Annotated in this window: 8 protein-coding genes and 1 tRNA gene; 2 read left to right on the forward strand and 7 right to left on the reverse strand. The window is 62.3% G+C overall.

The window, feature by feature from the left end:
* Positions 1 to 16: 16 nt before the first annotated feature.
* Genes ACVWVP_RS08130 through bcsQ form a run of 5 tightly spaced genes read right to left on the reverse strand, consistent with a single transcriptional unit; the run spans position 17 to position 10,620 of the window.
* Positions 17 to 3,907 (reverse strand): cellulose synthase subunit BcsC-related outer membrane protein, encoded by a 3,891-nt coding sequence (locus ACVWVP_RS08130; protein WP_457405164.1) that lies wholly within the window; start codon positions 3,905 to 3,907, stop codon positions 17 to 19.
* Positions 3,889 to 5,085, reverse strand: coding sequence for a cellulose synthase complex periplasmic endoglucanase BcsZ (gene bcsZ, locus ACVWVP_RS08135; RefSeq protein ID WP_457405167.1), 1,197 nt, complete (start codon positions 5,083 to 5,085; stop codon positions 3,889 to 3,891). Before bcsZ ends, ACVWVP_RS08130 begins: the two co-directional genes overlap by 19 nt.
* The gene (gene bcsB / locus ACVWVP_RS08140; RefSeq protein ID WP_178918522.1) at positions 5,082 to 7,355 is read right to left on the reverse strand and encodes a cellulose biosynthesis cyclic di-GMP-binding regulatory protein BcsB; all 2,274 of its coding nucleotides are present in this window, start codon (positions 7,353 to 7,355) and stop codon (positions 5,082 to 5,084) included. Before bcsB ends, bcsZ begins: the two co-directional genes overlap by 4 nt.
* Positions 7,352 to 9,571, reverse strand: coding sequence for a UDP-forming cellulose synthase catalytic subunit (gene bcsA / locus ACVWVP_RS08145; RefSeq protein ID WP_457405170.1), 2,220 nt, complete (start codon positions 9,569 to 9,571; stop codon positions 7,352 to 7,354). Before bcsA ends, bcsB begins: the two co-directional genes overlap by 4 nt.
* Positions 9,568 to 10,620, reverse strand: coding sequence for a cellulose biosynthesis protein BcsQ (gene bcsQ / locus ACVWVP_RS08150; protein ID WP_259172788.1), 1,053 nt, complete (start codon positions 10,618 to 10,620; stop codon positions 9,568 to 9,570). The genes bcsA and bcsQ overlap by 4 nt, the downstream gene beginning before the upstream one ends.
* Before the next feature lie 585 nt (positions 10,621 to 11,205).
* Here bcsQ and ACVWVP_RS08155 point away from each other — a divergent pair.
* Positions 11,206 to 11,430: a DUF2790 domain-containing protein gene (locus ACVWVP_RS08155; protein ID WP_178918520.1), complete on the forward strand. Its 225-nt coding sequence runs from the start codon at positions 11,206 to 11,208 to the stop codon at positions 11,428 to 11,430.
* 50 nt (positions 11,431 to 11,480) lie between these two features.
* Here the strand turns inward: ACVWVP_RS08155 and ACVWVP_RS08160 are convergent, their stop codons facing one another.
* On the reverse strand, positions 11,481 to 11,891 hold the full coding sequence (locus tag ACVWVP_RS08160) for a hypothetical protein (protein ID WP_259172789.1): 411 nt from the start codon (positions 11,889 to 11,891) through the stop codon (positions 11,481 to 11,483).
* A gap of 185 nt (positions 11,892 to 12,076) precedes the next feature.
* On the opposite strand from ACVWVP_RS08160, the gene ACVWVP_RS08165 reads away from it, so the two are divergent.
* Positions 12,077 to 12,152, forward strand: a tRNA-Thr gene (locus ACVWVP_RS08165).
* 467 nt (positions 12,153 to 12,619) lie between these two features.
* Here the strand turns inward: ACVWVP_RS08165 and ACVWVP_RS08170 are convergent.
* Entirely contained in the window at positions 12,620 to 13,105 is a 486-nt protein-coding gene (locus ACVWVP_RS08170; RefSeq protein ID WP_457405172.1) for a hypothetical protein, read from the reverse strand.
* Positions 13,106 to 13,181 lie beyond the last annotated feature (76 nt).

Below are 13,181 nucleotides of genomic sequence, written 5' to 3' on the forward strand. Positions count from 1 at the left end.
GGATGACTCCTATCAATCAATTCGAATACGGGGAACGGTAAGGGCTGACCGGCAGCGGCATAGGCCCACTCAGGTCTTCAAACAGGTAGCGCAGGTACGCGTTGCCGACGTACTGGCGATAATCCTGGGCGTTGTCGACACCGACTTCGCCACCCAGGTAAAAGCGCGAGCTGAGGCGGTATTCGGCAGCCGCGTTGAGGCTGTAGCCGATGCCGGTCTTGCTGCTGCTGTCGTATTTCTGGGTGGGCGCATTGGCTTGCAAGCGACTGTCCGTCGGGAAGTAATCGGCGCCATCTTGCGCGATATGCTGCACGCCCACCGAACTTTTCAACTCGTAGCTGAAGCGGTCAAAGCTCTGTGCCCAGCGAACCGGCACGGCCAGGGAGAAGAAGCGTTGCGGGCTGAAGTAGCCGCCCTGCCCGTAGGTGTAGAAACCCTGGTTGTCCTTGAAGCCCATGGCCATGCCGCTGACGCCCAGTGTAAGGGTGTCGGTTGGCGTGTTGCGCAGGTACCAGTAGACGCCGCTGCCCAATTCCATACGGGTGTTGTCTTCGACGTTGTTGCCCAGCAACTGGTGCAACGACGCGTAGCCGTAGGCACCCACTTCCTGGTCGTCGTAGCTCAGCTCGGCACGTCCGCCGTTGGCGGTGACGCCGCCCCACTTCTTCTCGCGGACCTGGCCATCAGCCTCAGTGATCCTCGCGGTCGAACCGGCAAACGAGGTCACGCTGTCTGTCACCGGGCGCCGCGAAACGTTGACGCCATAGCGCAGGTTACCGCCTTCGGTGAACGGTCGATTCACACTCACGCCACCCACCACGGTGTTGTAGGTAAAGCCCAGCGGGCTCACACCGATATCAGCCTTGACGCCTTGCGCCGGGTCTTCGACGGCAACAGCCAGGCCGACGCCGTTTTCTCGCTTGGCTTTGTCATTCCCTTCACCACCACCAAAACGCGCGGCCGAAATGGCTTTGACCGCACCCGAACTCAAGCTCACCGGCGTCGCACGCAACGCCACGTTCAAGTCACCCACCGGCATGCGCGCTTCGAACGGCGTGTCCACTTCGGTGATTTTGCTCAAGCCACTTTCACCGTTGTTACTGCGCACGCTCAGGCCCTGCACCAGGTAGCCGCTGCGATCCCGCAACAGGCCATCGAGGGCACGGCGCGCCGGGCTTAACGTCGGGTTATCCAGCGCGGCAATACGCGTCGGCGGTACAAACGGGTCGCTCAATTTGTTCGACGCTACAAAACCGTTGGCAGGGACCGCAGCCCCCGGCACAGCCACCGGCGCCGGTACCGTACTGGCCGGCGCATCGATGGGCGGCGGCACTGCGCCGCGATCGACGGCCAGGTCAGTGATCTGCCGACGCTGGCCCGGCAAGCCGACGAAGGGGTTGTAGGCCACGCCCTGGGCATCAGCCAGTGCCGAGCGCGCCTGGACGCGTTGGGCGCTCTCGATGGCCAGGGCGCGGCGCAGCAACTCGGCCGCCTCGGCATTACGGCCCAGCCCCTGATAGATCTGCCCGGCAGCGGTCAGCGTTTCGGCACTGGTCGGGTCCAGGCGCAGGGCCTTGTCGGTGGCCGATTCGGCCAGGCTGCGATTACCGCCCTTCAAGGCAATACCCGCAAGGCCCAGTTGCAGGCGAGCGTTGTTGGGGTTCTGCTGCACCAGCGGCTCGTACAGCGCCATGGCTTTCTTGCCATCGCCGCCATCGGCGTACATGCGCGCCAGCACACTGATCGCCGAGGTGTCGTGAGGACGCTGCACCAGCGCCGGCGAGAGCATGTCGTAGGCCGCCACCAGGTCATTTTTTTCGCGCAGCGCATCGGCTTGCTTGACGCGGTACTGGAAGATCAGGTCTTCGTAGCGCTGGCGCCCGGCGTCGGTCAGCGGCTGGCCCTGCAGGTCGCGCAGGATGTCGCCCGCTTCGGTGTAGTGGTTGGCCTTGAGCAGCACACCCGCGTAGAGCAACTTCTGGTCTGGCGTCGGGTTCGAGGTCTTTTCCAGCACGCCTTGCATGATCTGCAAGCCTTCCTCCGGCGCGCCCACTTCGACGTAAGCCGATGCCAGCACCGCCAGGCGCTCGGGCTTCTTGCCGGCCAGGGAAGCGCTGCGCCCGAGCAGCGCCAACGCTTCGGGGCGTTGGCCACGGCGGGCGCTCTCGATGGCGATCTCAGTCTGTTTATGCAGGGCGATGTCACTCGCCAGCTCATTCATGTCCGGCGTGCGCTGGGCGGCAGGAATGCGCGACAGGGTCGCGTCCGCCGCTTTCCACTCATCCAGTTCAACCGAGAGCAAGGTGCTGGTGTACAGCGCATCCGGCTGGTTGGGCTGGCTTTTGAGCAGGCCATCGATCAGGGCACGGGCGTTGCGGATTTGCCCGTCGCGCAGGTACACGCGCGCCAGGGCGAAACGTGTCCAGGGGTTTTCCGGGTCGGCGTCGAGGGCTTGCTGGTAAGCCGCCTGCGCGGCTTTCAAGTCGCCGCGCTGGTCGGCCACCTTGCCCATCTGGGTGGCGCGCAGGGCCTTGATCTTCGCACTCGAAGAGAACTTGCCACGGTCGGCCGCGGACAGCGAGTCGATCAGCTTCAAGGCCTCATCGGGCCGGCCGGATTGCGACAACACACCGATCAGGCCACTCAGGGCATCCGGGTCGTTGGGGTTGCGCGCCAGCACTTTGCGGTAGCTGGCTTCGGAGGCATCGAGCTGATTGTCTTGCGCCTGGAAACCAGCCAGGGCCATGGTGGCGTCGGTCTTGCCGGGGTTTAGGCGTTCGGCCTGGGCGGCGAGGTCACGGGCCTGGCTGCTGCGGCCGGCGCTCTGTGCGTCACGGGCCTGGTTCAGCAGGCTCCAGTAGCGCACGTCATTCAAGGCTTTTTGCCAGGCAGCACCGCCGGGCAGGCGCGTGGCTTGGCCGAGGTAGTTCTCTGCCTCGCTGAAACGCTGCTGCTGTTGGCGCACCACACCCATGCCGCCGAGGGCATCGACATCATTGGATTTTTCAGCCAGGCGCGCTGCCAGCAACGGTTCGGCGGTTTTCAGGTCGCCTTCGTCGAGGGCCTTGAACGCCTTGACCAGCTTGGGATCACGCTGCCAGCCGCCATCGCCCTTGCCTTGGGCAATGCCTTTGTTCATCAGGGCACGGATCTCAGTATCGTCCGGGTGCTTGGCCAGGAACTGCTGGAACAACGGCACCTGATCACGGTTGGGTGCGCCGAGCCAGACCAGCGCAAAACGCCAGCCTTCATCGGCGGCGCCGCCCACGTCGTTGTCGGTCGACAGGCGCTCCATCGCACGAATACCTTCGACGCGCGAAGACGGGTTACGCGCCAGGTGCCGCGCCAGGAACAACGCGGCGATCGAGTCATTCGGGCGTTCACGTGTGACGCGTTGCAGGCCGGCGATACCTTCAGCCGTGCCTTTGGGCGTAAACGCCAAGGCGTTGTAGTACTCACGCGCGATCAAGCCCTGAGGCTGGCGCCCCTGGAAAATCTGGCGGTACAGCGCCACCGCCTGCTCGCGCTCTTCCACCGGTTCACCCAGTTCACGGGCCTGCTCCAGCAGCTTGGCGTTGGCGGGAATGTTGACGGTAATGTCTTGTTCAAGCTGCAAGGCTTGGCGCGGCAGTGGCGAAATTGCACGCAGGCGGGCCAGGTATTTCTGTGCCTCTTCCGGGTGCTGCTGTTGCACTTGGATCAGGCCGATACCGTACAGCGCGTCCGGCTGCTCGGGGCTCAGGCTGAGCAGTTTCTGCCAGCTTTCCAGGGCGCGCTCGGGGTTCTTCTTCGACTGCCAGTAGTTGCCCTGCTCGATCAGCAAGGCTTGTGGGTCGCTGGTTGCAGCCAGGCTGGCGCTAGACGCCAGGGTGGCCAGAATCGCAAGGGCTAGCGTGTGGCGGCGCATGCGCCCTCCCAGAATAATTTGACCGTACCGTCTTGTTCGAAACGGTACTTTTGATCGGCAAAACCTTTGCCGAACAGGCTCAGCATGTAGTCGTAATAAAGCGGCTGCGCGGTATCGGGTGCGGAGGGTGCCATGGCCTTGCCCAGCACGTCGTCGAGCTTCTGCTTTTGCAGTTGCGCCAGGGCCGTCTCGCCGCGTGCCTGGAAGAACACCATGGCCGACGCCGAGAACCCCAGCGGCGAGTAGCCATTGTTCTTCTCGACTTCACCGGTGAGCACATGAACCTTCTCCGGCGGCAGGCCATTGGCCGACGCCGCCGTCGCCCGCGACAGGCCACTCAAGGCCTTGAGCATCGGCGCGGCGAGTGGATCGCCCTTGGCGGTCATGCCGGCCCACAGGTAGGCGCGGATGGCGTCGTAGCTGCCCAAGTCGTCGGAGTACGGATCGACCACAAACACGCCGGCAGTGGCGCTGGTGGCGCGGTAGCCCACCCAGTTGGCGGCAAAGCCATGGGGGTTGCTGTGCGGGTCGGCCAGCATCTTCGCGTTGCTGTCGGCGACTTCATTCCAGCCGCCGTTCGGGCGCTCTTTATTGAAGCGACGCAATTGCGCCAACACTTGATAGCTGGGGTTGAAGCGCCACAAACCACCCGGATAGGCATAGCCCACCGGCCCCGGCAACAGCATCTTGCCCAGGCCAGGTACACGCACGATCAGGGTTTTTTCCACATTGGCCAACACCAACTGCGCATCGGCGCGGTATTGCGGCACGTTCCAGATACGCGCCGCTTCGAGCAGCGAATAGGCGATCCACAGGTCGGCATCGCTGGCGGAGTTGGCGTCGATCACGCCCCACTCGCCGTCCTTGTTCTTGCCCCACAGCCAAGCGAACAGGTTGTGGCTGATGTCATTGCCGGCCATGTTGGACTTGGTCCAGGTCCACAGCTTGTCGAACCGCGCCCGGTCGTTGCCCACCAGGGCAAAGAACATGGCGTAGGACTGGCCTTCGGAATTGCTCTCGCTGGGGTTCAGGGACGAGTTCAGCACCCGCCCGTCTTCCTGCACAAAGCGCGTGGCGTAGTTCTGCCACAGCGGCCATTGCGCGTCACACGTCTGGGCCTGGGCAGCCCCCGCACACATCGCGGCGCCCACCACAACCCAAGCGGCTGGACGCATCATGCCAACCGCCGTTTTGCACGGGCACGCAGGGACAGGTAAATCAGGCAGGAGACAATCGCCAGGCCGAGGAAGGTGAACAACAGCATCCACCCCAGGTTCTGCGACAGTTGCCATTGCACCGACTTGAACAGGCCCAGTTTGCCGACGTAGTACTGCTGGTCAGCCACCAATGAGTCGACCTGCGTGCCTTGCACCACCGCCAGGCTGCCCTGGATGGTGTCTTTGTATTGGTCGCCGCCAATCAGTACGGCGGTCGCGGCTTGCAAGCCTGCGGGCTTGGTACTGGAGATCAACACCACGCTGCGCCCGGCCTTGAGCGGCGATTCGAAACCGGCAAACCAGGTGCTGGTGCTCAAGCTGTTGAAGCTGATGGCCGCGTTGGCCGCGTGCTTGTTGGCTTCGGCATCCGGGCTGATCCAGGTACTGACGTAGCGCGGCAGGTCGGACAGCTTGAAGTGCTGTTGCGGGCCGTCGGCGGTCGCCGGCAGGTATTGCTGCCACTGCTTGAACAACGGCTGGTCGGCACCGGTGGCGATCACCAGCAGGTCTTTATCGGCAACGCTTTGCACGTCCTTGGCTTGCACCACTTTGACGGCTGTCGCCGGGTAACCGGTGGACTCGCCGAAGCGGCCCAGGATGGTCAGGTACGCGCTCAGCTCGTCGGTGCCAAAGGTGTCAGGCAGCACCACGGCCGATTCGGACAGGTCCGCCAGGCGGGTGAACGGGAAACCTGCGTCATTGAACACACCCAGGTTAGGCATGGCGATGAAGTGCTGGTAGCCGCTGATGTCCAGGCTCGAATCCGGGTCGATCGCGCCGCGCATGTTGTCGACGATGATGTCCCGGCATTCGCCTTCCTTGATGTAGTCGTACATAAAGCGCAGTTGCAGCTTGGACATCGGCGACGCGGAGCTGATCGGCAGCAGCACAGTGGCTTCGCGCGGCAGCGTGTTGTCCTTTTGCATCATGCTCAACAGGGTCTTGCCATCCGCCAGGTTGGTGATCGACGGCAGTGGCATGGACTTCATGAATTGGTCGTCCAGGCCCACCAGCAGCGAGGAATTGGTCGACACCTGCTGCGGCGTGTAGCGGTATTTGAGGTGCAGCGGCACACCTTCTTCACGCCAGTTGAACAGGTCAGGCGGCAGGCGGAAATCCACGTTGATGGCGCCCGGGTTGTAGCCCGAGACACTGAGTTTTTTCAACTCGACCAGTTCACCCAGGCGCACCGGGCGATCACTGGGCACCCAGTTCGGTGCGTCATAAGGACGGCGCGGTGCCAGGCTTTCGAGTTTGTCGATCACCACGCTGTTGCCAGCGAGCACCGGGCTGCCCAGCGCCACAGCGGTCGCTGCGCGCTTGAGTTCGGCGCCGTCGCGGCCCGACACGATCAGCAATTTGCCCTGAGGGTCGTTAGGGTTGGCGATCAGGTTGAGGGTCGGCCCGGTGGCTTGCGCCACTTTCACGCCATTGACGTCGACGGCGTTGGGGCTGAGCACCAGCACAATGGCATTGCCCTTGGCCGGGATCGTGCCGTAGGCCGTGGGGAACGTAGCGCCACGGTAGCTGGCCATTGCGCCGAACCACGAAGACAACGTGGCCGCCGCTTCCAGGGTGGCGTTATCCGGCGCGGTGGCGAACACGAACGGCAGGTTGACCTGGCGGGCATCGCGCTTGTCGAAGAACGGCAGCGGCAACACCGACAGATCATCTTTCAACTGGATCGACGAAACCTGCACTTTCAGTTCGCTGGTGTTGCTGATTTTCGCCCACAGGCTGCTGTGCAGCGGGTCCTCGCAGGACATGCTGTAGTGACCGATGAACTGCAACCGCAGGCGGTTGAACTCGGTGATCAGGTGCGGCGGAATCTGTACCACGGCCTGTTGCGCCGTGCCGGCACCCTCTTTGGGCAACGGCAGGCTGGCGGCGACTTCGTCGTTGACCAGCACGTTGATCTGCGAGAGGTCCGCCAGCAACGCCGGCGAATAGCTGTAGTTGAGCAACAGTTGGGCGCCTGTCACCACCTGGTCGGCGCGGATGTCGAAGTTGACGCTGTCGGACGACTCCACACCCTGCAGGTTCATGGTGTCGCGACGGCCCAATTGCTTGAGCGTGAGGCTGTAGCCGTTCTCGGCACCTTGCGCGGCAACGGGGGCAATCGCTGCTTTGTCGGCCGCCTGCAGCAGCGGGCTCAGGCCCAGCAGCGAAGCGATCATCAACGCGCGTGCGGCACGCGAAGGGGCGCGCGCGAAAAGAGGTGTGAAGGTCATGGCTTGTCCATCAGCGTATCAAGCGGTTGTGAGGGCGTGCGGCGCAGGGCCATACGTAATTCATGCAGGGTGGCGCGGCACAACGTGAACAGACCACCGATGCCGATACCGCCGACTTCGCGCAAGGCGGCCAGCGGCGTATCGGGTTGGCCGGCACCCCAGCTGGCGGCCCAGGTGTCGGCACGTGAGAACGTCAGGCGCACCAGTTCGCTTTGCTCGCGCAGGCTCAATGACTCGAACTGCGCACCAATCTGGGTACCTTTGCTGAACGCCACTCGCGCCTGGAACAGGTTGTCCTGACCGTTGCGCGTCAACACCAACTGCACCCGTTCGCCTTGGACAATGGAGTGTCCATCATCGAGGATCAGGCCGAAGCCGTTCTGCGAGAAGTCCTGGGTGATCCCGTGAAGCACACGGCCGTCGGAACAGATCACACTCACCGGCAACTTCGCACTCACACGCGGCTCGGAACGCACCTGGCGCGTCTCGGAGGCCACGGCCACGGCGGCGCTGGTGATGATCAGGTTGTAGAGGGTCCAGGTCATGTTGATGGCGACGGTGACGGCGGTGTTTTCCGCGCCGTACACCAGTTGATGCACGCCAAAGCCCAGGCCCACCAGGTTCACCACCAGCAACACCAGGTAGGGGCGCGCCAGTTTCCAGTCGAAGAACTGCTTGTCGATGATGCCGCCCTTGTCGGTGACGTTGAAGCCACCAGCCTTGGGATTGACCAGCGCCACCAGCACCGGCGGCAGGATGTACCAGGCCAGTACCGTCTCGTACACCTCGTTCCAGAACGAGTGACGGAAACGCCCCTGGATCCGTGAGTTGGTCAGGCTGGAGTGCACCAAGTGCGGCAGCACGTAGGCCACGATCATCAGCGCCGACGCGTGGAAGATCTCGGCACCGAACACCAGGTAAGCCAGCGGCGCGGTGAGAAACACCAGGCGCGGCAACCCATAGAAGAAGTGCAGCATGGCGTTGGCGTAGCAGATGCGCTGGCCCCACTTCAGGCCCTTGCCCAGCAGCGGGTTGTCGGTACGGAAAATCTGCGCCATGCCCCGCGCCCAGCGAATCCGCTGGTTGATGTGCCGTGACAGGCTTTCGGTCGCCAGGCCCGCAGCTTGCGGGATGGCCAGGTAAGCGGTGTTGTAGCCCAGGCGGTTGAGCTTGAGCGCCGTGTGGGCGTCTTCGGTCACGGTCTCGACGGCCACGCCGCCGATTTCCAGCAGGGGCTTGCGACGGATCACCGCGCAGGAACCGCAGAAGAAGGTGGCGTTCCACAGGTCGTTGCCGTCCTGCACCAGGCCGTAGAACAGCTCGCCTTCGTTGGGTACGGCGCGGAAGGTGTCGAGGTTCTTCTCGAACGGATCCGGCGAGAAGAAGAAGTGCGGCGTTTGCAGCATCGCCAGCTTCGGGTCTTTCAGGAACCAGCCCAGGCTGACTTGCAGGAAGGAGCGCGTCGGCACGTGGTCGGCGTCGAACAGGGCGACGTATTCGCCGTCGGTGACCTTCAAGGCTTCGTTGAGGTTACCGGCCTTGGCGTGGAAGTTGTTGTCGCGGCGGATGTAGTTGACGCCGATCTTGCGGCAGAAGTCGCGGAAGTCGTCGCGACGGCCGTCGTCCAGCACGTGGACGCGCAGCTTGTCTTTTGGCCAGTCCATCGCCTGGGCGGCGAAGATGGTCAGTTTGACGATGCTCAGGGCTTCGTTATAGGTGGGAATGAACACGTCGACCGTCGGCCATTCTTCCGGCTCGGTCTTGAGCCACACGGGCTGGCGGCGCAGGGGCCAGGCGGTTTGCACGTAGCCGAAGATCAGCACGACCATGGCGTAGAACTCGGCCGCCACCAGGCCGTAGCCGAAGAACATGTCGACCCAGGTTTCAAACCCGAGGGTGGAGGTGAGTCGCCAGAAGATGTAGCGCAGCGACGCCACCAGCGACAGCACCACCAGCGCGAGGATCGCCAGGCGCCCCGGGATCTTGCGCAGCACCAGCACCGCCAGGAAGCACACGCCGGCAAACAGGAACTGGCTGTAGAGGTCCAGCGGTGCAGCGATGATGCTCATCAACAGCAGGGCGCCGAGCACGCCACTGGTGACAACCAGTACCGTACGCAGCGCCGCCGGCCAGCGATTGAAGCGCGCAATGGCGCCATTTAGGCGCTGTTCAGCGCGCCCTTCGACGAAGGGCGTGGAGGACGTAGTGTCGGTCATGGAAGGTCCGAGTCGATGCGTTCGAGCAAGGCGCGGCACAGGGCGTGGACGTCCTGGCAGCCGATACTGTTGACGGTAGGGTCGAGGGGATCACGCCCGTAGGCCTGGGCTTCGCTGAAGGAAGGATCGCGGTGCACGGTGCCCAGCAGGGCATCGCCCAGGCGCGTCTTGAACACCTCGACCATGTCCAGGCTGAAGCGGTGCGCGGCGTCCAACTGGTTGATCACGTAGCAGCGTTGTGGCGGTGTTTCGCGCGCCAGGGCCGGTGCGAGCAGGCTGTCTACCTGCGCCAGGGTGCTGAACGACGCCACGTCGGGCTGTACGGCCACCAACACGAGGTCCGCCACCGACAGGGCCTGGCTGAGGTACACCGAATTGCCGGCCGGGACGTCGATGATCACCGTGTCCTGGCCGTTCAGCTTGAGGCTGTCCAGACGTTTGCTCAGCCACTCGGCATCCTGGCCGAGCCAGCGGTTCAGGCTCTGCTGTTGGGTGTGGTCGGTGCTGCCGAATGCCACCAGGCGGCAGCCGGCAAAACCACGCTCGGGCAGCGCTTCCCAACCTTCATTGAGCAGGCTGGTGGCGCCGACGCCCGGCATGTCCAGGCCCAGGCACAAGTGATGACGCAGGGCATCTTGCGGGTCCAGGTCCAGGGCGAGTGCCGGGCGACCCTGGCGCTGCAAGCCGCTGGCAATCGCTGCCGCCAGCGTGCTGCGACCAACGCCGCCTTTGATCGAGACCACCACCACGACGGTCGGGCTGGAAAGCTCCGAATACACCTCGCCGTCCCGGCCCTCCACCACTTCGGGCGGGTGCAGGTGGTCGGCTTCGCCGTGGTTCAGTTCTTCGAGCAAACGCAGCAAGGGAGCGGAAGGCGCCTCCATGACCGGGGGCACTTCTATCACCGGGGGCGTTTCAACGACTACCGGGCTTTCCAGGACCTCTACATCGTCCTCGAGGTACTCGTGGACAACGTTGATCTCGCGGTAACCATTCGGGTTGGCACCCAGCTTGTTGAATAGTTTTGAAATGTCATCTGCCCGACTCACTCACTGCCCCTCCCCACCCGGTTTGCGCTTTAAAGGCGATAAAAAGGTCAGCGATGTGCTGACCTTGAATTCTTCTAGTTATGTGGTGTGGGGCGCATTCTGTGATATCACATTGATGGTGTCAGTATTTTGATGCTTTTAGTTCAATTTAATCCGACGAACGGCATGACGCCATTTTTATGACAGTTTGACGGCGAAAAATGCATTCACTTAGAGAACATGAAGTTGCGCTACTTTTTCGCAAACATTGCTGCCCAGGCGGACAAGAACGGCGCATAACTGACACACCCATCAACAAATATTCGGTTGCCCTACACTGTCTCGAAAATTTGCCTACATGAAACCGCGATTAAACCGACGATTTATATCGCGCAACAGAATACGGAAACCTCACCCGGATTCAAGGGAAAACCGGCTGAGCGGTCGACCCAAAATCCTCGGCAAAGCCACGGCCCGTGTATCTCTGTGTATGCAGGCTTACCCCCTATACACAACGAAGCAAAACCCGCGCCGCCTGACACAGGCCAGATACCTCCCCGGCTTTCAATAAGCCCACACCCTTATTGAACCCGGAGGATACCCACCATGAACTGGAACACCTTGATCGCCGTCAGCCTGCTGGCTTTTGCCGTAAACGCACACGCCGACATGAAGCCAAAGCCCGATATCCAGCGCGTACTGTCCACCACCGAAGACACCCGCGCAGGCTGCGGCGTGGTGGATGCACGGATGACCTACCTGGACTCGAAAGGCCAGACCCAGGTGCTGGCCTACAAGAAATTCACGGATAACTGCGGGGACGGGAACTGAGGCATGCGCCAACCGGGCACAGCGGTGCCCGGTTTTAGCGCGACGGTGAGTCAGCCGCGAATGCGGTGCTCGGTAAACGCATAGTCTTCTTGGCAGTCCCCACTCGGGCTCGCCGACACACTCACGTAATGCACCGTGTCCGGGTCCACCAGCTTATAGGTGTACAGATCCGGCGTACGCACACCGTCGGTGCGCACCTCATTCTTGCCATTGGCCGCCGACCAACTGCCCTGCTCCGTCTGGATCACCTGCGTCTGCTGCGCATCGCGGAAGAAAGTAATGGTGAAACGCCCGTCGGAACGCAGGTTGTTGGTCCACGAGAGAAACTGGCATTTGTCGGTCTGCGTGCGAAGGCCTTTCCACGTGCCCACCAGGGCGGGGTCGTTGGCAGGCTTATTAGACGAGCAGCCGCTGAGGGCGGCGGTTAGCAGGAGGAGAGACAGGCATAGCGTCCGTTTCACGTGGGGCGTCCTTTTGATTTGGATGGGTTGCGCGCTGGCGTTGAAGGCTCTGAGGCGCGGTAGGCATCCTAACCTTGCCTGTAGGAAAAAGGAGCGCGAGGGAGAAAAGCGTGGGTTTTGTAAAAATAGTCAGAATTCAGGGGTTTACAGAAGCCTGCCAATCGCTATAATCGTCGCCCTAACACGCCGGTATAGCTCAGTTGGTAGAGCAACTGACTTGTAATCAGTAGGTCCCGGGTTCGACTCCTGGTGCCGGCACCATATAAGACGAAGCCCCTGCAGAAATGCAGGGGCTTTGTTGTTTCTGGGATTTGGGTGAGCGTCCACAAAACGTCCACGCCTTGTTCTCCCTATCGTGCAGCCCACCCTCTCTTTTCTCCCTTCGCTGTTGCCTCACCCAATCCAGGCGTTCAAAGCCGCCGAAGACGCGATAAATTCACGCCCCACTGCGCCGGGCCACTTTCTATTTATTGGCACTCGCTCTCACGAAGAACACGTGAATGAACTGACGACCACTCACGGTCACGCATTTTATGGCGCTACACGCTTGGATTATTGGCAGGAGTTGGCAGGGCCGTGCTTGACGATGTGGTGAAGGTATTGGAGTCGCCTGACATCGCCCTGTAATAGGCTGTTGATGCAGTGACTGAGCCGGCGCCATCGCGGGCAAGCCCGGCTCCCACAAAAAAGCGCCCCAGCCTGTGAAGACTGGGGCGCTTTTTTGGGTGTCAGGCAAACCGCCCACCTCGCCTGCGCAGGTAAACTATCTGCGCAGCCACCCCAAACACCAGCGCCAACGCGATCCCACCCTGTGCCCCAATCAACACCGGCGACTGCAGATCCGTCACAAACGGATGCCCATCCGGCACTCTGCGCAACGTCTCCGAAACGGTCGGCACCATGAGGAAAAACGCGGTCAGGCTCAGGAAGATCGTTTCCAGATACGCCCGTGCCCTACCCAACCAGCTGACATATCCCACGCCATACCCCGCCAGCAGCAGCGCAATTGTAATGACGCCAATCGCGTTGCTGACCGGTTGCTTCGCGACCAAAAACACCGTGAAACCGCCAATCAGCATCGATGCCAGGTAGAGCACGCCCGGCGTCGAGCGGGGGACGATGCGGCCGTGGCGGATGAACATGTAGGCGGCCAGTGGAATGGCCGGCAGGCTGCCGAGGGTGTGTAGCCAGCCGAGGGCGGAGATTCCGAACATGGTGGGTTCTCGTGTGATTGGACGATAGGCATAAACGGCTGATGTTTGGCGGTTGCGTTCTGCTTGGCCCAGCGCG

The sequence above is a fragment of the Pseudomonas sp. TE24901 genome (genome assembly GCF_054058375.1).

Bases quoted from the DNA above. Each gene is read 5' to 3' on its own strand.
- bcsA (WP_457405170.1), bottom strand. From the start codon at position 9,571: ATGACCGACACTACGTCCTCCACGCCCTTCGTCGAAGGGCGCGCTGAA.
- ACVWVP_RS08130 (WP_457405164.1), bottom strand. From the start codon at position 3,907: ATGCGCCGCCACACGCTAGCCCTTGCGATTCTGGCCACCCTGGCGTCT.
- ACVWVP_RS08170 (WP_457405172.1), bottom strand. From the start codon at position 13,105: ATGTTCGGAATCTCCGCCCTCGGCTGGCTACACACCCTCGGCAGCCTG.
- bcsB (WP_178918522.1), bottom strand. From the start codon at position 7,355: ATGACCTTCACACCTCTTTTCGCGCGCGCCCCTTCGCGTGCCGCACGC.
- bcsZ (WP_457405167.1), bottom strand. From the start codon at position 5,085: ATGATGCGTCCAGCCGCTTGGGTTGTGGTGGGCGCCGCGATGTGTGCG.
- ACVWVP_RS08155 (WP_178918520.1), top strand. From the start codon at position 11,206: ATGAACTGGAACACCTTGATCGCCGTCAGCCTGCTGGCTTTTGCCGTA.